A 24,016-nucleotide genomic window follows, 5' to 3' on the forward strand; every position below is an offset into this window, starting at 1 on the left:
CTTCAAAATTTGGGCACAAAAAAACCGCGATTAAGCGGTTAATTGTTTAAGTTGGTGCGCTCAGAGAGATTCGAACTCCCGACCCCTTAGTTCGTAGCCAAGTGCTCTATCCAGCTGAGCTATGAGCGCATTACTTATGTGCCTATTTCGGCATGTGTTACTTTAATCTTTACTTGGTGCGCTCAGAGAGATTCGAACTCCCGACCCCTTAGTTCGTAGCCAAGTGCTCTATCCAGCTGAGCTATGAGCGCCTTAAGTAAAGTGGCGGTGAGAGAGGGATTCGAACCCTCGATACAGTTACCCGTATGCATCCTTAGCAGGGATGTGGTTTCAGCCACTCACCCATCTCACCGTAACACGAGCGCAATAATACAAACTAAAACCACATTACACAAGGGATGATCCTGTTTTTTTCATCTTTTTTAAATCAATCAAATATTTTTTAAACAATTTCTGTATTTTTTCAGCATTTTTTCGTCCAACGCTTGTTAAGATAGTCTTCTCTTTATTTATTTAGATCATTTACATAAACAGAATCTTGCAATCTTTGATGTGCAGTCCAAGTTTGGATGACTTATGCTAAAGTGATCTGCCAGATGTGAAATGGAACGATATGACTAATAATTGGGTTGATCCCGAAGCAAAAGCAGAAGCTGAACGTTACGATAATCCTATTCCTAGCCGAACTCTTATTTTAACTACATTAGAACAATTACAAACTGCAAAATCTCATGCGGAACTTGTTGATCATTTCAACCTACCAGATCAAAAAAGTATTGATGCGTTAAATCATCGCTTAAGCGCAATGGTACGTGATGGTCAGCTCATGAAGGATGGTTTTAAATATCAACCTGCAACAGATTTACCAACACACGAAGCAACGGTTTATATTAATAGTAAAGGTTTAGGTACAGCGAATATTGCTGGACACGATGATGTGCTATTACCTGAACGTGAATTAAGACTCGTTTTTAACGGCGATCGCGTTAAAGTACGTCAGACTTCAGTTGATCGCAAAGGTAAACCTTGGGGTTTTATTACTGAAGTTGTACAACGTCGTGTCAAACAGATTATTGGTAAAGTCGCTGAGCATGAAGGTGAATACTTTATTCAACCGAGTAATCCGAATCAGCACCAACCGATAACTTTAGAAAAAGAATTAATTGAGCATGCCAATGCCAAAGTTGGCGATATGCTACGTGTTGCGATTGATGACTACCCGACCCGTGAAGAATTGGCAACAGGCCATGTCGTTCAATCCATGGCAGATAAAGCAGATACAGAGATTATCATTCCGCAGACTATTTTAGAATTTGGCTTGCCTTATGAGTTTCCTGAAGCAGTAATCAAAGAAGCTGAAAGCTTTAAAGAACCTTCTGAACAAGATATTAAAGGTCGTGTTGATTTACGTGACTTACCGTTAGTTACTATTGATGGTGAAGATGCACGAGACTTTGATGATGCTGTCTATGCTGAAAAACGTTCAGGTGGTGGTTATCGTGTGGTTGTTGCGATTGCTGACGTAAGCCATTACGTTCGTTTAGATTCACCTTTAAATGAAGAAGCAGAAGAACGCGGTACCTCAGTTTATTTCCCACACTTTGTCTTGCCGATGCTTCCTGAAGCATTATCAAATGGTTTGTGTTCTTTAAATCCACATGTAGATCGTCTATGTATGGTCTGTGACTTAAAGTTATCTCGTGCTGGAAAAGTGACAGGTTATGAATTCTATCCTGCGGTAATGCATTCTAAAGCGCGTCTGACTTACACACAGGTTGGTCGATATTTTGAGGGAGTAACCGATGCTATCCCTGAAGATAAAACTATTCATAAATCACTAAATACTCTTTTCCAGCTTTATCAGACCCTCAAAGAGTTACGTGCTAAGCGTCATGCGATGGAATTCGAAACCATCGAAACCTACATGACTTTTGATGAGTTAGGTGGAATCAAAGAAATCCTGCCTCGCTCACGTAATGATGCGCATAAGCTCATTGAAGAATGTATGTTATTAGCCAATGTCGCTGCTGCGGAATATGCTTTAGAACATGACATCCCAATGCTCTACCGTGTACATGAGGCTCCTGAGTTTTCACGTATCCAGAAAGTTCGTGATTTCGTAAAATTACTTGGTTTACCATTCCCAGAACAACCTGCTCAGGCTGATTATCAACGTGTTATTGAAGCGACCAAAGATCGTCTAGATGCGCCAAGTATTCATGCCGTGTTACTACGCTCAATGATGCAAGCGTATTACGGTGCCAAGAATTCTGGGCATTACGGTTTAGCATACGAAGCCTATACGCACTTTACTTCACCAATTCGTCGTTACCCAGACTTATTGTTGCATCGTGCGATTAAAGCCTATCTAGATAAAAAGGTTTATCCTCTTTCAGGTGCAGCACTAGATGATGCAGGTGAGCATTTCTCACAAACTGAACGTCGTGCTGATGAAGCATCACGCAGTGTCACAACCTGGTTAAAATGCCACTATATGCAACAGCATTTAGGTGATGAATTTGTCGGTATCATCAGTGCAGTAACAGAATTTGGCTTATTTGTTACCTTAAAAGACCTCTATGTAGATGGCATGATTCATGTCAGCCAGCTGGGTGAAGATTTCTTCCTCTATGATCAAGCTAGCCAAAGTCTAATTGGTCAGAATCGTGGACAGTCATTTAGCCTCGGTGATGAAGTAAAAATTAAAGTAGCAGGTGTGAATTTGGAAGAACGTAAAATCGACTTCCAATTGGTACAACAACTCACTCATTTAGGTCGTGTGATTCGTCAAAAAGCACCTCGCACTGCAAATCCTTCTAGCTCGAATCGTGGTGCGTCAACAACTGAAGAGGTCTTTGGCAAAGCACCTTCATCGACGAAAGCTAAAGTCAGTGAAGATGGCGAAAAGCCTGTACGCAAGAAAAAAGATAAGAACAAACCAAGTTCTTATAGTAAAAAGCCAGCTAAGAAGGCTTCAGCTAAACCTGATACGAAAGAGAAGGCCAAAAAGAAAGTGAAAAAGAAAAAGTCGAATGCGAAAGCAAAGGCTGAGTAATGGATAAGAGATAAGGGAGCTTCGGCTCTCTTGTTTTTTTCCGATTTAATTTTTTATCGATCAGGTTCGATGTAACAACAAAAGCAGCCCCATAAAACCAGGATAAATAATGTACCAGGTTTGTTGTACCAGCTCCCTTCCCCCAAAAAGGCTGAGTATTACAAAGACCAGTCCAGAGGCAAACAATGCAAGTAGTGCAAATATTGCCAGCATGGTTGCCCAGTCCGTAAAACCATATAACCGTTCCGGTTCTTCACCACTTTTCTTACGTTTAAACCAGCTTAGGAATAACTTATAGTAGACATAGAGTGCCCCAGCACCACACACAAGAAAGAACAACGTCGAAGCTGGACTATTGGCAGATGGACTTCCAATCCCCCTAGAGCCCACATATACCGCATTGTTTATCGTAGCGCTGGAGTGAGCAGAAACACACAAAGTTAAGAAAAAAACACTGATATTTTTTAATCTCATGATTAGGTTTAACCTATCTAGTTACGCATCGCGCTACAAAAAATTCTTCGTTAGATTTTCTTTGATCATGAGTTTAGCAAGAAATCGGCTTTCATCAAGACATTTACACCGCAGATAAAATTTCTTTTAAATTATAATTGCTTATCAATATTTCAAACCACAATCCTAAACCACATACAGGCATTTATAAATAAAAAATGAATCTAGATATAAGAGATGAAGCATAGTTACACTTGATTTCTCCCCCGCTAAGCCCTACATCTATAACTATGTTTAAAGATGAATATGGCAAAAATACAATGACACTACAGCAAGCGACACTCCCCACTCCCCAGTTTGATCAAATTCAACTTGCAGAATTAAAACAACAGATTGAACAGACTATTCAAAATGGTCAAAACTTCTTAAATCAACTCAAAGAAGTTCCACAAGCTCCTGAAGACCAACTGGCAACCTTGGCGGAAGTCGATCAGCTTGAAAATAATATGAGTGAATCATGGGGAATCTTGTCACACCTCAATGCGGTCATGAACAATGCCGAAACCCGTGAGGTGTATCAGGCACTTTTACCAAGTTTAAGCGAATACTACACTCAGCTTGGACAGCACACGGCGTTGTATCAAACTTATCAACATATTCATGATAGTGCAGTATTTCAAACGCTGAGCGAAGCACAACAAAGTGCAATTAAACTCGCTTTACGTGATTTCAAACTATCAGGCGTTGCTCTTGAAGGCGAAGCCAAAAAACGTTATGCCGAAATCTCAGCACGTTTATCACAATTATCTTCAGATTTTTCTAACCATGTACTCGATGCAACACAAGCCTACTTCAAACCATTAACCGAGGAACAGCTCAAAGGCCTACCACAAAGTAGTGTTGAATTATTAAAGCAATACGGTCAACAACGTGAGCTTGAGCAAGCCGTTGCCACACTCGACTTCCCTGCTTATTTTGCGATTATGACCTATGCCGATGATCGAGAACTTAGAGAGGAACTCTACAAAGCCTACGTGACTCGTGCCTCAGAACAATCAGAAAAAACTGAATTCGATAATACTCCTGTGATGGAAGAAATTCTGAGCTTGCGTCAAGAAATGGCTCAACTGCTTGGCTTCAATAATTTTGCTGAATATTCATTGGCTAGCAAAATGGCACCTGATGTTGATACCGTCGATAAGTTTTTGGTCGACTTGGCAGAACATGCCCGCACACCAGCCCTTGCTGAAATCGCTGAACTGAAAGCAATTGCACAACAAGATGGTGTTGAAGAATTAAAACCATGGGATGCAACCTACTATTCTGAAAAATTGAAACAACAACAGTTCAATTTGTCTCAAGAAGCGCTTAAACCGTATTTCCCAGCACCCAAAGTTGTGGATGGTTTATTCCAAATCGTTCAACGTCTTTATGGTATTCAAATCATCGAGCGCCATGCTCCTGTATGGCAGAATGATGTTCGTTATTTTGAAATTGAAGATCAAGGTCAAGTCGTTGGTGGTTTCTACTTCGACCTTTATGCACGTAATGGCAAACGTGGTGGCGCATGGATGAGTGGTTTCCGTTCTCGTGTGCAAACTGCGAATGGTCTACAAAAACCAATTTGTTATATGGTATGTAACTTTACCCCACCGATTGGCGATCAGCCTGCGCTATTGACTCATGATGAAGTGATTACGCTATTTCATGAATTTGGTCATGGCTTACATCACATGCTGACCGAAGTGGATAATATCTCAGTTGCAGGTACGCATGGTGTTGCATGGGATGCCGTTGAATTACCAAGCCAGTTCATGGAATTTTGGGCTTGGGATAATGAAAGTTTGGATGTACTCAGCGAACATACTGAAACTAAGCAAACTTTACCGCAAGAATTGCTATCTGCTTTGTTGAATGCACGTTTCTTCCAGTCAGGTATGCAAACTCTGCGTCAGATTGAATTTGCTCTGTTTGACTTAACCATTCACCGTCAAACACCCGCTTTAAACAGCGAGCAAATCCAAACTACATTAGATGAAATTCGTGCTAAATTTGCGGTTGTTCCGACTGTTCCTTATAACCGTTTCCAACACAGCTTTAGTCATATTTTTGCTGGCGGTTATGCAGCAGGTTATTATTCTTATAAATGGGCGGAAGTTTTGGCGAGCGACGCCTTTGATCGTTTCGAAAATGAAGGTATTTTTAACACCGAGACTGGAAAAGAATTTAGAAAGTTTATTCTAGCAGTTGGCGGAAAAGATACAGCACTTGATGCGTTTCGCAATTTCCGAAAAAGAGAACCAAAAATAGATGCATTATTACGTCATCAAGGTTGGACGAATACGCATAAAACCGCTTAAACTACGTCATTATTGTTCACAGGATGTAATTAACTGACATGAAAAGACAGTTCATCGCGGGTGCTAAATGCCCAAAATGTGGAGCCTTAGATCGTGTGGTTAAGATCATCTCTGTGGATGACGAATGGATTGAATGTATCGAATGTGCTTATAGTGAACAGCGTCCTACTCACGTAGAACCAGCTGAACCCGCTGAGCCAGATGAAATTGGGGTGATACAATTCAAGCCTCGTCATTTTGACTAGAAAGGTTAAAAAATGATGTCCTCGTATCAAAATGAAAACTCTAAATTATTATGGATGATCATCGGTGTAATCAGTATCGTCGTGGTGCTGATTTTTGCAGTACAGTGGTTTCTATCTCAAAAAAATCATGAGGCAACTGTTACACCAACGGTGCCAACGATTAGTAAAGCTGCACCGTCAGCACGTCCAGTCGAAACGACTGAAACTGTACAAGCTGCAAGCGAAGTTACTGCACCTATCCAACTAGTTGAAGAGTCAATTATCAAAGATCCAATTCCTGCAAATGACACTTTAGCCAAAGAAGAAATTGCTAAACTGGATGATATTCATCAACAACTTAAAGATCAGCAAAATGAGCTAAAGCAACAACACACTGATGTTGATACTTTAGTAAAACTGAAAGAAGATCAAATTAAGCTTCTTGAAGCTCAACTTGCAGCACAAAATAAATCATAAATAAGTAAGGCTTTAAAATGGGTTATAGCCTTAACGTCTTCGATGATTTGTTGGCCATGCTTGATTTAGTTCATCCCTTAATGTGAGGTCTTAACCTCTCTACTTTATATAATTCAATCGAAAATAATAATCGTACATTTCTTTAAAGGCAGCAGAGGCTTAGAATACAAGCTGCATCCTTGCTCTCACAATGATTATGACGCTGAATCAACCTAATCGTAAGCTCTTCTTAGCGATTAGCTGCCTGACCATCTCGGCTTTTCTTTTCTCCATCATGGGCATCTGCATCAGATACGCATCTCAAACTGTAGATAATTACACGATTGTTTTTTTCCGTAATTTCGTTGGGTTGATGCTTTTCCTACCATTTATTATGAAACAAGGTACAAGCTTTGTTAAAACAGAAAAATTGTGGATGCATACTTGGCGAAGTCTGGTTGGGCTTGCAGCAATGTATGGTTTTTTCTATGCGATTGCACATTTGAAATTGTCCAATGCCATGGTATTTACGTATTCCTCACCTATTTTTATTCCATTGATTGCTTGGCTATTTTTAAAAGAACGTATTACTAAAGCAATGTTAATGGCAGCTGCATTAGGATTCTTGGGCGTATTTTGTGTTGCAAAACCTGATCAAGGATTGTGGAATTGGGTATCTGCGATAGGCATAGCATCTAGCCTACTTGCATCAATGGCATTTGTAACCGTAAGAGCACTAACCAAAACTGAACCTCCAGAACGTATCGTGTTTTATTTTTGCTTGATCGGCTCCGTACTTTCAGCCATACCGATGTTTTGGGTTTGGCGACCATATGCATTGAAAGAACTTTTTTTTCTTATTGCTGCAGGAATACTTGCAAATGTAAGCCAAATTTTTATGTCTCATGCTTATCGCCTTGCTCCAGCGGGACAGATAGCACCAGTCAATTATATGGCGATCATTTTTGCGGGTGTTTGGGGCTTCTTTCTATGGCAAGAAACACCTGATTTTTATAGTTTATTCGGTTTTGGATTAATATTACTGGCAATTATTTTATGTAGTCCTTTGAGTCAAAGGCAAAGAAAAAGTCTCTAATAAAGCACAAATTAAAAAGCACCCGAAGGCACTACTGTCCCATAGTTTGCTCTAAATAAAAAAAACTGAGTCTAAATAGTTAAAATATGAGTGCAAACAAACACTTTAACTATAAAGGACTCAGGTTTTGTCACATCAGAATACCGTATTTCATCAATTACTCAAACCCATTCTAAGACAAGATTTTGAACGTCTGGCTAAACTGCACCACTCTGGGCAAAAATTAAGATCAGCCACCCGCTGGGATCAGTTTGTTGCCATATTGATGTCCCAACTTTCTTGTCGGCAAAGCTTAAGAGACATTCAATCCAATCTCGAATCCCAGCAGGAAAAGCTCTATCATCTTGGCGCGAAGAGAATTGCGCGAAGCACCTTAGCAAGACTCAACGAAGAACAGCCCGCCAGCCTGTATCAGCAATTGTTCACACAGCTGCTTCAGCGCTGTGAAAACTCTAAAACTGCACATAAATTTAGATTCAAGAATCCACTGTATTCACTAGATGCCAGTCATATTGATCTTTCACTGTCATTGTGCGCATGGGCAAAAGTGCATGAATCCAAAGCCAGTATTAAACTCAGTGTTGGCTTAAATCACAACAATACCATTCCTGAATTTGTAGCGCTTGGGGATGGTATTGAAAATGATATGGTGCAAGGCAGAGCATTTAAATTTCCTGCTGGCAGCATTATCGTCTTTGATAAAGGATATGTTGATTATCAATGGTTTGCTCAGTTGACACTTCAGAACGTCAGCTTTGTAACCCGGCTACGCCCAAAGACAGTTTATCAAGTTAAATCAAGCCGCAGCGTATTAGCGACTAAAGGGATTATTGCGGATGAATGTATTGAATTGAGCAGTGCGTATGCCAAGAAAAGAGGCGCACCTGAATTATTAAGACGTATAGAGTTTTATGATACAGATAAGAAAAGAACATTCGAATTTCTGAGCAACAACTTTCATCTGGCAGCATCCACCATTGCTGCAATTTATAAAGACCGCTGGAAGATTGAGTTATTCTTTAAAGCCATCAAGCAGAATTTAAAACTGAAGTCATTTCTAGGTCGAAGCCGCAATGCGATACAAACGCAAATATGGATTGCATTAATTGCCTATTTGCTGGTGAACTTCGCTAAACACATGGCACAAGAAGGATGGAGTGTTCAGCGTTTACTGAGAATTATTCAGGTCAATTTATTTGAAAGGAAACTTTTAAGGTCACTCTTTGTGCCTGATAAAAAATGGCGAAAACAAGAAGAACCTCAATTGAGGTTCTTCTTGTGATATTTGTGGGACAGCAGTGACCCGAAGGTGCTTTTTTTATTGTTAGTTTAGTTATACCAACCAAATAATTTAAAGAAATACGGAACGTAAGCAATAATTAAGATTGCAGGTACCATCACCAATAAAGGCAATATCCAACGTTCATATCGATAGTAGAAAGACAAATGACGAACTTCTGCATCTGCTTCAGCCACTTCCGCATCACCAATCGATTGTCGAGCCAAGAGATGGTTTAACGCAACTGGAGGTGTGACGTAACCCAACTCAAAACCAATAAGCGCAATCATCCAGAAATGAACAGGATCAATACCATATTGATATGCAACAGGTGCGACTGTAGCCGTGATCAGAATCACAGCACCAAATGGATCCATGATCATACCTACGAAGATCATCAATAATACAATCAACGTAATCACGACAACAATATTATTAATATCTTGCGGGAATGCTTCCATGATATGAATTTGCTCAAGGAAACCACCGACACTCACTGAAAGCGCCATCAGAATCACAAGTGCACCGATATGCCCTACTGTTTCACTTGAAGAAGCATGCAATGCTTTAGCAAAGGAGATATTACGCTCTGGTTTGCGTGGGTCATCTTCTGGATTAATTTTTGGTGCAGGTTGACTACCATCCGCAGGCAATGTGTAGCTATTCAAAGTACTGTCCCAATGACCAACAGGCGCCAACGGTGCAGGTTCTTTACGTAACTTATCAAACAATACCATCATCAATAGAATCACAGGCATCATTACAGGTGCAGTAAATTCATTGAGATCAGTTGCTAATGCATGTTTGTAGAATAACCAAATCAAAACAAAGATCACGATATATGGTGATACAGGTACGAATGCACGTAATGATTTAGGCAATGCAACTTTAAATGGTGCAATACGGAATTTTTGTTCTGCAAAGAATAATGCAATCACCAAGAATAACGTTGAGGTTAATAGGAATGTGTACATCCCGTATTTATAAAGCAAATCAGTCGTTACTTCTTTGTTCAGTGAAGCGACTACTACGATCAATAAACATGGACGTAGAACTACACCCATTGAACCCGATAGCGCCGTTGCTGCTAAAGCAAACTGACGGCGTCCACCCGCATTCCACACTTCTTTATAAATAATCGCACCCGCAGCGATAACGAAAATACCTGATGCACCTGTATAGGCTGTTGGTAATGCCGCTGCAAGAAGGATCAACCAAGTTAAAGTCTCTGGAGCCAGATTCCAAGGACGTAAGATATTGAGGAATAAATCAACAATACGTGTTTGCTTGAGCAACATACCAGCCCAAATAAACAAGGCTAGATTCAAGAAAATATTCGACAATTCAACCAACTGTCCCAGATAAATACCTTGCCCCATTGGATAATCCATGAAGAAAGTAAATGCAACCCCGGTGATAATCGCCATATAGGCATATAAAGGAATACTGAGGATGGCTAAACCGACATTACCACCTTCACGAGTTGCAGCTGGTGGTTTGATCATTTGAAATAAACTGATGAGTGTCAGCACACCAAACAATATCATCCACAACCAATAAATCACGTTCATTTCTGGTGTGATCGGAACACCTGAATTCATGACCGATTTATATTGGCTAATCACAGATGATGTGAGTAATGCATTACCCAACAACATCGCAATACCATAAACACGGAAATCAGTTTTAGTAGCAGGACTACGTAAACCAATGTGATGCGCTTTCAATGTTGCACTGATTGCAGCAAATACAACCATAATAACGAGGAATAACGCGCGGTTCTCTGCACCTAATTTAAAGATACCAAAGAAACTAGTTTCAATTTTACGATAAGTACGAACACTAGGATTGGCTTCGATATGCTTCATTGCCTTATCGTAGAATTGGTATTTCTCATCACATTGTTGCTGAGCCGCTATCAGCGAAGCTCGAACATCTGCCTCAGAGGCTACACCAAACATACTCGCAAACTCATCAGCAGCATTGATTTTCATTTGCTCTTGAACTTGTGCATCTATATTTGGATTTCTGTCACAGGTTGGTTTCTCTGGTTCAGCACGTAGAAATGAATATTGCATTCCAGTATCAGGATCACCATAAAGGCGCTCCCCCATACGTAAAAGCTGACCATGAATCATCTCACCTGTTCCAATAACCAATGTCATTAGAAGCAAGAAAAGTATGACAAAGGTCGAAATCCACTCTGTCCATATATGGCTGAGCAGACCTAATCCAGATTTTTTCTCTTGATCATGTTGCATGTCTATTCCACTTTATTGTTCTCAACATCCATCCAAAGATGTTGAATCATGCGATGTATATGGTTGATAGAGAAATAACACCCTCTTGATAACCAATCCCTATTTAAACCGTCTAAGTTGTTGATAAGTTTGTATGAAAGTGACTTAATGTTTTTATTTCTTAATCCTTTTTAATAGCAAATAACCAAGTCCACAAAATACACCTCCAATTGCTCCAATCAAATGTGCTTCTGTTAGTACAGGACTTCCTATTAATTGTGCTGTACCTGTTTGACCAAAGGTATTTTCCCAAACAAGTTTGGCAAATATGAGCACTAAAACTAAAATTGCGAATGTTCTTTCCTTTGGATATTTTAGATAAACCAAACTTACCGCTGTATAAAGACCATGCAATACGCCTGATAAACCTGCATAAGCTTCAATATAAGGAAAGTAAAAATAAAAAATGAGGCTGATAAATGGTGGTAACAGTAATAACAACCAAACTAGATGTCTATTACGCGCATGTGGAAAAATAAAAGGTAAACAAGCAAATGCAAGCATATTCAAAAAGAAATGCATCCATCCAACATGTACCCAATGGGCTGTCCATAAACGCCAGACTTCGACCAGTACACTAGGCTTCCAATAGATGAAATGATCAGCAAAAACTTGCAGACTTGCAGAGATCGAAATACATACTGCGATCAATATGACTTTCCGTATCCATATTTGATCTTTCATTTACGTACCCCTCTTTTAAAACGAACCTTTTACATTCAACATTAACCAGTAATCTACTTAAATAATGTAAAAGGTCGTTTAATCTAGGTTACTGAGGTGGGGTCTCTTCTGCAGGAGCAGACGCACCATCCCCACCACCATCAAATAGCTCATCTAATTCTGAAGAACTTTCTTGTTTATCATCCCAGAATGTTGATAGACCTTCATCGGTAGCACGTATGCCAGTATTTTCTGTCCAGTAACGATCCGCAATTCCACGAACCATTAGACCTGCCATTTTGTCAATTAATCTAAATTGAGGGTTTGCAGGTTTATCTTCCCCTGTTGCAGCAGCATATGAACGGAATGCATCTCTAAGTTTTGCATCATCACCACTTGCTTGTGCAGCAACAGCATAAAGTGCATGTGCTAAGCGAACACCTTTTTTCTCACCAATTTGCATCGATTCTTTCATCGTTGCATAAGGTTCAGGTTTACCATCACCAGCACCTGGTAATAATGTCCAAATCACAGCACGAGTCGCCATTGGAGCGCCCCAGAACTTTTCATTATCTAGACATGCCATACCACGTTCTACAATACCCGCAATATCTTTCGGTACATTGATTGCACCACCAGAGTTAATATCATTGGTCATCGCTTGCAGACCACTTACCATCCCTAAAAGGTAAACTGTCTGATCTAAATCATTGCGCATTGTTGGGCATGAATCACCCAATTTATATTTATATTTTGATTCCCAACGATTTGCAAAAAGTTGATAACCTGCATATTGACGTTCAGCAGCAATCCCCGCCCAACGTTTTTGTTCAATACGAGCATCTTGAGCTTCAGAAACTTGACCTGCTTTCGAAGCACGCAAATAGCGGAGTTCCGCTTCTAAGGCTTTATTTTCAGCACAAATACCTGCTGAGGTATACAATAACACCGCCATACGTGTTGGATCAGCACCCATATCCTTGGTTGACATCACCGCTGGAGTTAAGGCATTACCTGAATTACACACCATTTCGGCGTCATCCATCGCCAAAATTGGTGGAACAATATGATTTTCACTAAAACTTAATGCGACATTAGCCCCTGTTTTAATGATTTGTGAACACCCTGATAATATTGATGTTGTGAGTAACGCAACCGCCACACCCTGTCCCATTTTTTGGAATTTAGACATTCTTCCTGTCCTCTAATTAATTTGTTTTTCCTTTTAGACGTACCTTATCAGATGCAATACTTGAATTAAAGAGTAATTGCTCTAATTTAACATGTGCATTCTGACACAATTCACAGATAAGAGAATTGACAGAGAGTTGAAAATACAAAAATTTTAGGCAAAAAAAAGTAGCATTGCGACGGTTCAGCACATGCTACTTATTAACTGGTAAAAACTTGAAACTCTTTATCTTTTAGTTTTGTTGAAAGTAATCCTTGAGTGATGTTTCAGCTCTTCCTATAACAATCGCCATAACGACTGCAATTACTAGAAACATCCACATTGAAATCTCCATAGAGACCTCCTACACTTTTTGTATCTACTTTTGATAGATACTAGATCGACGTTCGACATCAGCATTAACGGGATTGTGATATATTGATGACACCTTCAATCTCTTTCTCTTGGTCACTGCAACATTACGTTGATGTGATTCAAGAAGTTCCCTGAGTAAAGTTCCTGCTCTTCCTATTACAATTGCAAAAACGATTGCAATCACCAGAAACGACCATGTTGGAATTTCCATCATTTTAGGACCTCCACCACACTTTACGTTGGTGTTTGTACTTTAGCGAAAAGGTAACGATCTTGATGCTCAGATTGTCTGACAATCATAATTTTCATTATTTTTAGAGTATTTAATCTAACAATTGTTTTTAAATTTGAGTAAAAAAACACTATCTAAATGATTTATATTAAATTAATTTAATTATACAAATGTAGACCTGTCTAACAATTATGCAATTTTTGAGAGTAATTTGAGCATTTTCCATTGATTTAAAGACAATTGATCCCACCAAATTACACATGTTTTTGATTCAATATTAGAAAAATGCAGCACAATATATAAATGATGATCAACAATTTTGAGTAATTTTCCTTGCTCGATATTAGGCTCTACTCCATCAAAACGAATCGACCAATCATCGTCACAGAGATACTCAATTTGATTTATTTTCGGTTTGTTTAATGCCGACCAGCCCGCCCATCCCATAATCAACAAGCACACTAACCATAAAAAAGCTGACAATAATTGATAAAGTAGGATATTGATACCCAAAAAACAAAACAGCTGCAATCCTAGCGAAAATCGACTAGATTGCAGCTCAAAAATACGTTTAGCCGTGTACATATTTTTTTAATTTTAAAATAAACGCTTTTAACTCTTCACGTGGTGGCTCACCCACCTCCATGAACCAATCCAACAAATCAGGATCTTCTTGATCCACCAACTCTGCAAATAATGCTTTTTCTGTTGGGTCTGCAGTCAAATAATATTGTTTAACATAAGGATCAAAGTACACATCAATTTCTTTTAACCCACGACGTGCACGATAAATCACCTTGCGCTCTTCCAGTGTCATTTCATCAGACATTACTTATTCCACTTGCAACAAAGACAGCATAGTGTACCTGATCCAGTTTTATCTGCGCATAGATTTTTATAAGGTGACCAAATACATCAATCAAAATGAGCATTGATCACATTGTTGAATAATTCAGCTTTCTTGTATCTTCATGATGATCATTTAATCCAATGAACTAGGGAAAAAATAACAAATGCAATCAGGTGCAATTCGTCCAATTCCAAACATGCTTCCACGTAAACTTTTTACTCCAGACCATGAAGCATTCCGTGAAACTGTTCGTAAGTTCTACGAAAAAGAAGTTGTTCCCAATATCGAAAAGTATGAGAAACAGCAGCACGTAGATCGCGATTTATGGAACAAAGCTGGTGCGCTAGGTTTGTTATGCACAACGATGCCTGAAGAATATGGTGGCTCAGGTGTTGATCGACTCTACAGTATGATTCTGATAGAAGAACAAGCATATGCGATGGATTCAAGCACAGGTTTTTCTTTACATTCAGATATCGTTGCTAATTACATTAATAATTTTGGTAATGAAGATCAGAAGCAAAAATGGTTGCCAAAAATGGCATCAGGCGAAACGGTTACAGCTATTGCTATGACAGAACCAGGCACAGGTTCAGATTTGCAAGCTGTTCGTACAACGGCTGTACTTGATGGTGATGAATACGTTATCAATGGTTCTAAAATTTTCATTACCAATGGCTATCTTTGCGACATGGCAATTGTAGTTTGCAAAACAGGTAACAGCGACAAAGGTTCAGCCAATCTTTCATTAATTATTGTCGAAGCAGATCGTGCAGGTTTTAGTAAAGGTAAACCTTTAAACAAAATTGGTATGAAAGGACAAGATACATGCGAACTCTTCTTTGACAACGTCCGCGTACCAAAAGAAAATTTACTAGGTATGGAAGGCATGGGCTTTATCATGCTCATGAAAGAATTAGCATGGGAACGTATGTTAGTTGCGATTATTTGCCAAGCAGGTGCTGAAGCAGCTTTTGCACATACAGTTCAATATACTAAGGACCGTAAAGCATTTGGAAAACCAATTGGGACTTTCCAAAATACTCGCTTTAAACTAGCTGAACTAAGAACTGAAATTGATTTCTGTCGTACCTATTTAGATCGTTGCATGGAATTACAGTTAGAAGAAAGTCTAGGTGTCGATGCTGCTGCGGCTGCCAAATACAAAATTTCAGACATGTTCTCTAAAGTTGTAGATGAATGCTTACAATTGCATGGCGGATACGGTTATATGCTTGAATACCCAATCGCACGTGCCTACATCGACAACCGTGCAAACCGTATTTATGCTGGAACCAATGAAATCATGAAAGAGCTGATTTCTCGCACCCTATAATAAGATCTAAAGGGATAGCACTATCGATAATGCTATCCCTTTTTAAATCACCTCTGTTCTGTTTTTTCTGAGTGTTGTGCATCTTGAGCATTCATACGCATCATGATCTTCTTTATAGTGGCATGATCAGCATTTTGTTGCATCGTAGTATTCAGTGCTGCACGAGCATCTTGAGTTGTGAAATGAGCAATCTCACCACCAATACCACTTGCTTTCTTCGCCCAAGCCTTTCCCTCAGCAGATTCATAGAATTTCAATGCTGCTTCTAATTCTTTTTGATTAAAAGTTTCCACATAACGTTGAACGATAAACTGCTTTCGTTTTTCACTATTCAAATTCTTACTCAAATCAACATAAAACTGCTCAGGAATATCTTTCGGCAGTCGCATACGAATTTGCTCAATAATCATTTTATCAGTGTTCTGTAAACCTTGTTCAGTTCCGTCCATGGATACTAGCTTCTGTGCAACCGTCTCTTTCTTTTTAATATCGTCTGCAAAAGTCGCTGTGCTTAACATTAAAGTTATTAAAAGCAAGCCTAACCTCATGATTTATTCCTTGATCGTTATTTAAATTTTGAATCAATATACTCGAATTCTTAACAGAAATTAAAATTTAGAAATAAAAAAACCTATGTATTAACATAGGTTTTTTTTATCAAACAAAAAATTTATGAAACTAATTTAGGCTTACGATCCGCTTGCTCACCACGTTTATGGAATTGCAATACGCCATCGTTAAACTTAGCATCTTTTAGATCTTTACGATCTGCAAGATAGTTATTGGTAATTTTCCAAGGCGCTTGCTTACCTTGTTTTGGCATAACATCAGCTGCACGTGCGATATAACCAGAAGACAATTTACCCATAATAGTATCCTGTTCAAACTGACTTGGGTCAGCATGAGCAATCACTTCATCATAGCCATTCTTATCCATATGATTAATCAAGCGGCAAATATAATCAGCTGCGATATCAACTTTTAATGTCCAAGAAGCATTGATATAACCAATAATCATTGCCATATTCGGTACATCACTCACCATCACACCTTGATACAACATGTGTTTAGAGGTATTAAGTGGCTTACCATCGATTGAACCTTGCACACCACCCAAGATTTGGATCTCTAAACCAGTTGCTGAGATCACAATATCTGCTTCTAAGTGTTTACCAGATTTTAACTGAATACCATTTGCGGTGAATTTTTCAATTTGATCTGTTTCAATACTTGCTTGACCTTCACGTAAAGCTTTGAATAAATCACCATCAGGAACAACACACAAACGCTGATCCCATGGGTTATAGCTTGGAGTAAAGTGTTTCATATCCACTTTACCTTTTAACTGCAACTCGATTCCTTTCAACAGCAAACGACGAACAGTTTTAGGATGCTTTTGTGCTAATGCATAAATTGCACGCTGCATGCCAATGTTACGAGCACGAGTAAATTTATATGCTGTTTCTTCAGACATGAATCGACGTGTCTTTTCATAAATAAAGTCAATTGAAGGCACTGTTGCGATATAAGTTGGAGAACGTTGCAACATGGTTACATGACCTGCCCCACCTTTTACCATTGAAGGAACAAGTGTAATTGCAGTTGCACCACTACCGATAATTACAACTTTTTTGCCTTTATAATCTAAATTCTCAGGCCAGTGTTGTGGATGGATAAATTGCCCTTTAAATTTATCTTGATCTTGGAATTGTGGTGCATAACCTTGGTCATAATTATAGTAACCAGTACATCCCATCACAAAATTAGCTGACCAAGTCTGCTTCTTCTTGTTGTTGTCTTCAATTTCAACCAACCACTTTTTCTTAGCAGAATCATAGTTTGCAGAAAGTACACGATGACCAAAGTGAATTTTCTCTTTTAATTTATTTTCAGAGATGACTTCACCTAAATAACCTTTAATTTCAGGACCGCTTGCTAAAACTTTTTCTTTTGCCCATGGTTTAAAGTTAAAACCAAAAGTAGACATGTCTGAATCAGAACGAATACCAGGATAACGGAATAAATCCCAAGTCCCGCCAAAGCTATCACGACGCTCTAAAATTTCAAATTGGCGTTGCGGGCAGTTCTTAGAAAGATGCACAGCTAACCCAATCCCAGAGATACCTGCACCAATAATTAAAACATCAACTTGCTTTTCCATTTTTTTTATACCCTGTATAAACCATGTCTTTATTAAAGCACAAATTTGACAATACACAATGTCAAGTTTAGTCATTCATAGGTTTTTTTATATCAGTTCGGGACATTTTGAAAAAAAGAGGGTAAAAAAATCCTGAGATTTTTGCTTGGATTTGCTAATTTCTGAAACTGGAAATTAAGAATACATCCTTACTTTATTACAAAAAAATTAATTTAACTAATTAATATTTATAGAACATAAAATAGATTAAGCACATCAAATGTAGAGGCAATTTATAATGAAATTTTAATGTAAATAGGAAGCTTAAATAATTCATATACCTTGTTTTGAAAGCGAATAATCCTATAAACAAACCGTGAAGAGTGTGTACCATTGATTCCGAATTTATTTGCTGAAATTATACCAGCTCAATCTGCTGCAGGAATTGCATTAGGGTTAAATTTCAACACCTTTAAAGCAGTTTCAGATTTTCAAATCATTCATGATTATGAAGAATCAGACAACTTATCTTATGAGCAAAATAAATGGCTAGTTTTACACCGAAATTTAGTACAGCCAAGTGAACATCCTATTAGTGAAATATGTTGTTATTGGAATAAAAGCATTACGCTAACATTCAATGCAGATACAAATAGACTAGAATTCATCTATGTAGGCGAAGGATATCGTGGAAAATTATTAGGTTTGTTAGGAATAGGAGATCGGTTAGATTCAGTCAAAATTCAATATAACTTTCAATTTGAAGGTGATAGACATTATCTTGAATATACGGAAGATAGTAGCCTGGCTGGAGAAATTATTCCTGTTGAGATAGAAACAAACTACAGAATAGCGTACTCAGAAGAATATTCAGACCAAATTATTCAAGGTTTCTTGATCTACTTACCGCCAATTGAAAGGAATAATTTAAAAATAATTGCTTAACTTAATGGTAAGCGTCCGCTGAACCCCATGCCTATTTTTTAATTTGAGTTGGATTTCCAGCGATGTGGTAGTAATTCTTCTATTTGGGTCGCTTTATGCGTCGGCAGCCTTTTCAGCACATCACTGAGATAGGCATACGGATCCAACCCATTCAGCTTTGCTGACTGGATTAAAGTCATGATATTTGCCGCTCGCTGTCCACTGCGCAGCGAACCTGCAAACAACCAGTTCTTACGGCCCAATGCCCAGGGACGCATTGAGTTCTCTGCCCAGTTATTGTCAATGGGTAGATTGCCATCATCCAGATAGCGGCTTAAGGCTGGCCAACGCTTCAGACTGTAATTGATGGCCTTGGCGGTTGGAGAACTCGATGGCACCGTCAGATAATGTTGGTTGAGCCATTCACACAGTTGTTGCATCATCGGTTGGCTGTGCTGTTGTCGGTATTCGCGGCGGTGTTCTGCTGTACCATCGGTCTTTTTCCTGAGTTCTGCTTCTATCGCATACAGTTTCTGAATCATCAGTAATGCCTGTTCAGCGATCTGACTTTTCCCGGTCACATGTAGCTCATGGAATTTACGACGTGCATGCGCCATGCAGCCCACCTCTATGACATCGCCTGATTTAAAGCGTGCTTTATAACCACTGTAATCATCACAGACCAGATGGCCCTGCCAGCCATTCAGGAACTCTTCTGCATGCTGACCTGAACGGCTATCCTGAAAGTCATAGATCACCGCTTGAACTGGATTGTACTGTGTAGTGGCATAGGCCCAGACATAACCTTTCTTCGGTTTTTTCTCATCATCACCCATCCGCATGATGGTGACCGGCGTTTCATCGGCATGGATCACCCGCTGTTGCAGCACCACCTGTTTTAAGGCATTGGCCAGAGGTTCCAGTTCCACACCGCAGCGACCTATCCAGTCAGATAACGTTGATCTAGAAAGCTCGATTCCCGCCCGCTGATAGATCAGACGTTGACGGTACAGCGGTAAATGATCGGCATACTTCGATACCAGCACATGGCTGAGCAGTTCAGGTGAAGCAATGCCTTTATCAATCACATAGGCAGGCATCGCTTGCTGAGTCAGGGTGTCACACTGATCACAGACCCATTTGCCACGCACATGCTGTTCCTTATAGAACTGTGCCGGTCTGAAATGTAGTTTTTCACTGATATCTTCGCCGATACGACGCAAGGTGCAGCCACAAGCACATTGGGTTGATGTTGGTTCATGCTCGATACGGATGGTGTGTAGATGATCGGGCAGCAGTCGACGTTTAGGTTTGTTGACTGTGGCTTTGTGTGTCGCTGCATCAGTTTTATCTGCATTCAGCCGTTCCAGTTCCAGATCAACAGCGGCAATATCTTCTTCGACCGCTTCATCCCACAGATGGATTTGTTTTGCGGTGAGATGTTCGTTTTTACTGCCAAATTTGTGCTGTTTAAATAGTGCGAGCTCATGCTCGTATTTTTGCGTGAGAATGGAAAGATGTTGAACTTTGGCATCCAATTGCTGGTTTGATTTTTCTAATTCTTGATTTGATTGTGCCAAAGACTGATGCTGCATTGCCAACTGCCGGGTAAATTCCAGCAGTTGTTCATGGGTCAGTTGGCTTAAATCAGGCAGCGTATTCATGACCGCAGTATGCCTGAGGTCATGACGCAGAGGAAATAGAACGTTTGGAGAATAGCAGAATGGACCAAGCTAGTTTAGAGCATCGTCACCACCTGCTGTCGTCCAATGCGCTGCCAAGGCAAACCCTGGATCAGTGCCTGTAACTGTTCTGGGCTGAGGGCTACGCTTTCACCCTGGTGAACTTTAGCCCAGTGAAATTTTCCCTGTTCCAACCGCCGGGCACACAGCCAGATGCCCAGTCCATCATGTACCAGCACTTTCATGCGATGGCCACGTTTATTACAGAACAGGTAAGCACAATGCGGTTTGATGTAGCCAAAGGCTCTCACCACCTGAGCCATGGCCGTATCCATACCTGCACGCATGTCCATGGGCTGAGTAGACAACCAGATTTCATCGATACGGATCATGTTGTAAGTGCCTTGAGTAATTCTGCTAAAGCAGATATTTCTGATACTTGCCATTTCAAGCCAATTTCTGCTTTTGAGTGGGGTAAAGTAATTTGAACCGTTAACATGCCAGTAGGGATAGGATCTAATGGTGCGGAGCAAGATAAGGTAATAAATGCAGGTTTATTCGGTAGTAGTGAGCGATCATTCCCTGGCTTAGCATCAATTAAGCGAATCCATTTGGATACAAGATTTGTATTCAATCCATGTTGCAAAGCGACCGAAGCAATTGAAACCTCCGATGCTTTACACGCCTGAACGATCTGCTGTTTAAATTCAGCACTATATGTTCTTAGTTTTATCGTAAGAGATGCGATGGATGTCTGGTTATTTGTAGTCATAAATTTAAGTTCCCACTTGTTTTTAAGTCAGGACTAAATTAAGGCTTATAGGACGAATTCATAAGGTGTGTTCAGCGGACGCTTACACTTAATGCTCCATCAATACATTTGAATACAATGTCCTTAACCTTAAACAATAAAAAAGGTCGGTTATTACACCGACCTTTTTTGGAACAACTGACTGTTCTACACGTAGAAGTATTATTTTACTTCACGGTCAACGAGTTCAACGTAAGCCATCGGTGCAGCATCACCTGCACGGAAGCCCGCTTTAAGAACACGTAGATAACCGCCGTTACGCTCTTTGTAACGAGGGCCAAGAACGGTAAATAATTTACCAACAGTTGCTGCAGAACGAGTACGAGCAAACGCTAAACGACGGTTTGCTACTGTATCGTTTTTAGCTAAAGTGATTAAAGGCTCAGCAACGCGGCGAAGTTCTTTCGCTTTAGGCAAAGTTGTTTTAATTAACTCATGCTCAACTAAAGCATTTGTTAAGTTTTGGAACAACGCCTTACGGTGGCTGCTTGTACGGCCTAATTTCACACCACTATTACGATGACGCATGGTGATAGTCCTACTTAATTAACGGCTACGATAGGCAAAACGGTCATCCATACGGAGACTAGCAGGTGGCCAGTTCTCTAAACGCATGCCGAGTTGTAAACCTTTCGATGCCAAAACATCTTTGATCTCAGTTAACGATTTTTTACCTAAGTTAGGAGTTTTTAACAACTCAACTTCGGTACGTTGAACAAGATCACCAATGTAGTAAATATTTTCTGCCTTCAAACAGTTAGCAGAACGAACAGTTAGCTCGAGATCATCTACTGGACGAAGCAAAATTGGATCAACTTCTTCGCGAGGTTCTTGAGCAACTGGAGTTTGATCTTTCTGAAGATCAACAAAAATTGCAATTTGTTGTTGCAAGATTGTTGCCGCTTTGCGGATTGCTTCTTCTGGATCAACAGTACCGTTTGTTTCAAGATCGATCACTAGCTTGTCAAGATCAGTACGTTGTTCTACACGCGCATTTTCAACGGTATAAGAAACACGTTTAATCGGGCTATATGAAGCATCTAATTGTAAACGACCTACAGGGCGAGTTTCGCCTTCTGGGAAGCGTGAATCAGAAGTTTCGTAGCCACGACCTTGAGCAACTTTAAGGCGCATTTTTAATGAACCACTAGAACTCAAAGTACCAATTAAATGATCAGGGTTAACCACTTCAACATTATGAGGTAAACGAAGGTCAGCTGCTGTTACGTCACCTGCACCTTGCTTCTCTAATGTTAAATATGCTTCGTTTTGATCGAACAGCTTAATAGACAATCCTTTTAGGTTCAGCAAGAGCTCGACGATGTCCTGCTGCAAGCCTTCTAAAGTACTGTACTCGTGCTCGACACCTTCTATTTCTACTTCAACCACAGCAGCGCCAGGTAAAGAAGACAATAGAATGCGACGTAAAGCATTACCTAGAGTATGACCAAAGCCACGCTCTAAAGGTTCCAGAATCACTTTTGCCGAGGTCCCGCTCACCGCTTCGACCTTGATCGCTTGCGGAGTTAGAAACTCGTTTGCAGTACGCGTCATTTATTGCTACCTCAAGGATTATTTAGAATACAATTCTACAATCAAGCTTTCGTTGATTTCAGCAGGTAAATCAGAACGATCTGGAGCAGCTTTGAACGTACCTTCTAACTTAGAATGGTCAACTTCCATCCAAGCAGGGATCCCACGTTGAGCAGCTAATTCAATCGCGTTTTTAATACGCAATTGTTGTTTAGCGCCTTCATGCACTGCAATTACATCGCCCGCTTTAACTTGAATAGACGCAATGTTTACACGACGACCATTTAAAGTAATAGAACGGTGACTTACTAACTGACGAGCTTCTGCACGTGTAGAACCAAAACCCATGCGATAAACTACGTTATCAAGACGGCTTTCAAGCAATTTCAACAAGTTTTCACCTGTTGCGCCTTTAACACGAGCTGCTTCTTTATAGTAATTACTAAATTGACGCTCTAACACACCGTACATACGACGTACTTTTTGTTTTTCACGTAATTGTAGTGAGTACTCAGATTGCTTTCCACCGCGTGCCTGACCATGTTGACCAGGTGCTTTGTTAGCTTTTTTTGTTTTGACGTCAAATGGTTTAACGCCAGATTTAAGTTGCAGGTCTGTCCCTTCGCGGCGAGAGAGTTTGCATTTTGGACCAATATAACGAGCCATGAATGTTTCTCCTTACACGCGACGTTTTTTAGGTGGACGGCAACCGTTGTGAGGAATTGGAGTCACATCGGTAATGCTGTTAATCTTATAACCCACTGCGCCTAATGCACGAACCGCAGACTCACGACCTGGACCAGGACCTTTTACAAGGACGTCTAGGTTTTTCAAACCGTAATCTAAAGCTGCTTTACCAGCAACTTCAGCAGCTACCTGAGCAGCGAACGGAGTTGATTTACGTGAACCACGGAAGCCTTGTCCACCTGAGGTAGCCCAAGCCAATGCATTACCTTGACGATCGGTAATCGTTACAATGGTGTTATTAAAAGACGCGTGAATGTGTGCAACACCTTCAGAGACGGTACGAGTGACCTTCTTGCGTGTGCGAGTATCTTTAGCCATCTTTTAGCTTC

General features: G+C 39.9%; 24 protein-coding genes and 3 tRNA genes. 8 read left to right on the forward strand and 19 right to left on the reverse strand.

The features are described from left to right. Window positions 1–52 precede the first annotated feature (52 nt). The 3 genes from R2H34_RS14265 to R2H34_RS14275 all read right to left on the reverse strand — a co-directional run bounded on the left by R2H34_RS14265 (window position 53) and on the right by R2H34_RS14275 (window position 352). A tRNA-Arg gene (locus tag R2H34_RS14265) sits at window positions 53–129 on the reverse strand. Window positions 130–174: 45 nt separating this feature from the next. Next, window positions 175–251: transfer RNA gene (locus tag R2H34_RS14270), tRNA-Arg, on the reverse strand. Between the two features lie 11 nt (window positions 252–262). Then, window positions 263–352 (reverse strand) — tRNA-Ser (locus tag R2H34_RS14275). A 261-nt stretch (window positions 353–613) separates the two neighbouring features. On the opposite strand from R2H34_RS14275, the gene rnr reads away from it, so the two are divergent. Next, the gene (gene rnr, locus R2H34_RS14280; RefSeq protein ID WP_318342315.1) at window positions 614–3,055 is read left to right on the forward strand and encodes a ribonuclease R; all 2,442 of its coding nucleotides are present in this window, start codon (window positions 614–616) and stop codon (window positions 3,053–3,055) included. Window positions 3,056–3,115: 60 nt separating this feature from the next. Here rnr and R2H34_RS14285 read toward each other — a convergent pair whose 3' ends face one another. Continuing rightward, the gene (locus tag R2H34_RS14285; protein ID WP_005403241.1) at window positions 3,116–3,529 is read right to left on the reverse strand and encodes a putative four-helix membrane protein; all 414 of its coding nucleotides are present in this window, start codon (window positions 3,527–3,529) and stop codon (window positions 3,116–3,118) included. 299 nt (window positions 3,530–3,828) lie between these two features. Between R2H34_RS14285 and R2H34_RS14290 the strand changes: the two genes are divergently transcribed. From R2H34_RS14290 to R2H34_RS14310, 5 genes are all read left to right on the forward strand, one after another. Further along, a complete protein-coding gene (locus R2H34_RS14290) occupies window positions 3,829–5,868 on the forward strand; it encodes a M3 family metallopeptidase (RefSeq protein ID WP_042893212.1) in 2,040 nt (679 codons plus the stop codon). Window positions 5,869–5,906: 38 nt separating this feature from the next. Next, window positions 5,907–6,113: a YheV family putative metal-binding protein gene (locus tag R2H34_RS14295; protein ID WP_004964287.1), complete on the forward strand. Its 207-nt coding sequence runs from the start codon at window positions 5,907–5,909 to the stop codon at window positions 6,111–6,113. Window positions 6,114–6,125: 12 nt separating this feature from the next. Continuing rightward, complete coding sequence (locus tag R2H34_RS14300; RefSeq protein ID WP_004909300.1) at window positions 6,126–6,569, forward strand: hypothetical protein; 444 nt, start codon at window positions 6,126–6,128, stop codon at window positions 6,567–6,569. A 196-nt stretch (window positions 6,570–6,765) separates the two neighbouring features. Continuing rightward, the gene (locus R2H34_RS14305; RefSeq protein ID WP_039908708.1) at window positions 6,766–7,644 is read left to right on the forward strand and encodes a DMT family transporter; all 879 of its coding nucleotides are present in this window, start codon (window positions 6,766–6,768) and stop codon (window positions 7,642–7,644) included. A gap of 127 nt (window positions 7,645–7,771) precedes the next feature. Then, a complete protein-coding gene (locus R2H34_RS14310) occupies window positions 7,772–8,926 on the forward strand; it encodes an IS4 family transposase (protein ID WP_108565296.1) in 1,155 nt (384 codons plus the stop codon). Between the two features lie 47 nt (window positions 8,927–8,973). Here R2H34_RS14310 and R2H34_RS14315 read toward each other — a convergent pair whose 3' ends face one another. The 6 genes from R2H34_RS14315 to R2H34_RS14340 all read right to left on the reverse strand — a co-directional run bounded on the left by R2H34_RS14315 (window position 8,974) and on the right by R2H34_RS14340 (window position 14,493). Continuing rightward, window positions 8,974–11,184, reverse strand: a complete 2,211-nt coding sequence (locus R2H34_RS14315; RefSeq protein ID WP_004964294.1) for a TRAP transporter large permease subunit — start codon at window positions 11,182–11,184, stop codon at window positions 8,974–8,976. 153 nt (window positions 11,185–11,337) lie between these two features. Further along, window positions 11,338–11,907: a rhombosortase gene (rrtA, locus tag R2H34_RS14320; RefSeq protein WP_004951830.1), complete on the reverse strand. Its 570-nt coding sequence runs from the start codon at window positions 11,905–11,907 to the stop codon at window positions 11,338–11,340. Between the two features lie 88 nt (window positions 11,908–11,995). Continuing rightward, on the reverse strand, window positions 11,996–13,078 hold the full coding sequence (locus tag R2H34_RS14325) for a hypothetical protein (protein WP_004964298.1): 1,083 nt from the start codon (window positions 13,076–13,078) through the stop codon (window positions 11,996–11,998). Window positions 13,079–13,436: 358 nt separating this feature from the next. Continuing rightward, window positions 13,437–13,643, reverse strand: coding sequence for a hypothetical protein (locus R2H34_RS14330; protein ID WP_171053826.1), 207 nt, complete (start codon window positions 13,641–13,643; stop codon window positions 13,437–13,439). A 210-nt stretch (window positions 13,644–13,853) separates the two neighbouring features. Continuing rightward, complete coding sequence (locus tag R2H34_RS14335) at window positions 13,854–14,249, reverse strand: hypothetical protein (RefSeq protein ID WP_004909321.1); 396 nt, start codon at window positions 14,247–14,249, stop codon at window positions 13,854–13,856. Continuing rightward, window positions 14,236–14,493, reverse strand: coding sequence for a succinate dehydrogenase assembly factor 2 (locus R2H34_RS14340; protein WP_004909323.1), 258 nt, complete (start codon window positions 14,491–14,493; stop codon window positions 14,236–14,238). Before R2H34_RS14340 ends, R2H34_RS14335 begins: the two co-directional genes overlap by 14 nt. A gap of 184 nt (window positions 14,494–14,677) precedes the next feature. On the opposite strand from R2H34_RS14340, the gene R2H34_RS14345 reads away from it, so the two are divergent. After that, window positions 14,678–15,850: an acyl-CoA dehydrogenase family protein gene (locus R2H34_RS14345; protein WP_004909327.1), complete on the forward strand. Its 1,173-nt coding sequence runs from the start codon at window positions 14,678–14,680 to the stop codon at window positions 15,848–15,850. 47 nt (window positions 15,851–15,897) lie between these two features. Here the strand turns inward: R2H34_RS14345 and R2H34_RS14350 are convergent, their stop codons facing one another. Both R2H34_RS14350 and R2H34_RS14355 read right to left on the reverse strand, forming a co-directional pair. Next, entirely contained in the window at window positions 15,898–16,398 is a 501-nt protein-coding gene (locus tag R2H34_RS14350) for a DUF2059 domain-containing protein (RefSeq protein ID WP_004909329.1), read from the reverse strand. A 122-nt stretch (window positions 16,399–16,520) separates the two neighbouring features. Continuing rightward, entirely contained in the window at window positions 16,521–18,011 is a 1,491-nt protein-coding gene (locus R2H34_RS14355) for a flavin-containing monooxygenase (RefSeq protein ID WP_004909331.1), read from the reverse strand. A gap of 372 nt (window positions 18,012–18,383) precedes the next feature. Here R2H34_RS14355 and R2H34_RS14360 point away from each other — a divergent pair, with 372 nt between their 5' ends. Beyond that, entirely contained in the window at window positions 18,384–18,935 is a 552-nt protein-coding gene (locus R2H34_RS14360; RefSeq protein WP_004964313.1) for a hypothetical protein, read from the forward strand. Between the two features lie 38 nt (window positions 18,936–18,973). Here R2H34_RS14360 and tnpC read toward each other — a convergent pair whose 3' ends face one another. The 7 genes from tnpC to rpsK all read right to left on the reverse strand — a co-directional run bounded on the left by tnpC (window position 18,974) and on the right by rpsK (window position 24,005). Next, window positions 18,974–20,578 (reverse strand): IS66 family transposase, encoded by a 1,605-nt coding sequence (gene tnpC / locus R2H34_RS14365; protein WP_318342316.1) that lies wholly within the window; start codon window positions 20,576–20,578, stop codon window positions 18,974–18,976. Between the two features lie 74 nt (window positions 20,579–20,652). Next, on the reverse strand, window positions 20,653–20,988 hold the full coding sequence (gene tnpB, locus R2H34_RS14370) for an IS66 family insertion sequence element accessory protein TnpB (RefSeq protein ID WP_004642106.1): 336 nt from the start codon (window positions 20,986–20,988) through the stop codon (window positions 20,653–20,655). Then, window positions 20,985–21,368, reverse strand: a complete 384-nt coding sequence (locus R2H34_RS14375; protein WP_318342317.1) for a transposase — start codon at window positions 21,366–21,368, stop codon at window positions 20,985–20,987. The genes tnpB and R2H34_RS14375 overlap by 4 nt, the downstream gene beginning before the upstream one ends. A 201-nt stretch (window positions 21,369–21,569) precedes the next feature. Next, complete coding sequence (gene rplQ, locus R2H34_RS14380) at window positions 21,570–21,935, reverse strand: 50S ribosomal protein L17 (protein ID WP_004641032.1); 366 nt, start codon at window positions 21,933–21,935, stop codon at window positions 21,570–21,572. Window positions 21,936–21,953: 18 nt separating this feature from the next. Beyond that, a complete protein-coding gene (locus R2H34_RS14385; protein WP_004660372.1) occupies window positions 21,954–22,961 on the reverse strand; it encodes a DNA-directed RNA polymerase subunit alpha in 1,008 nt (335 codons plus the stop codon). An 18-nt stretch (window positions 22,962–22,979) separates the two neighbouring features. After that, complete coding sequence (rpsD, locus tag R2H34_RS14390) at window positions 22,980–23,606, reverse strand: 30S ribosomal protein S4 (protein ID WP_004909337.1); 627 nt, start codon at window positions 23,604–23,606, stop codon at window positions 22,980–22,982. Window positions 23,607–23,618: 12 nt separating this feature from the next. Next, window positions 23,619–24,005 (reverse strand): 30S ribosomal protein S11, encoded by a 387-nt coding sequence (gene rpsK / locus R2H34_RS14395; RefSeq protein ID WP_001040166.1) that lies wholly within the window; start codon window positions 24,003–24,005, stop codon window positions 23,619–23,621. Window positions 24,006–24,016 lie beyond the last annotated feature (11 nt).

It is taken from the genome of Acinetobacter sp. 16 (assembly GCF_033439925.1).
In the GTDB taxonomy this organism is placed as follows: Bacteria; Pseudomonadota; Gammaproteobacteria; order Pseudomonadales; family Moraxellaceae; genus Acinetobacter; species Acinetobacter junii.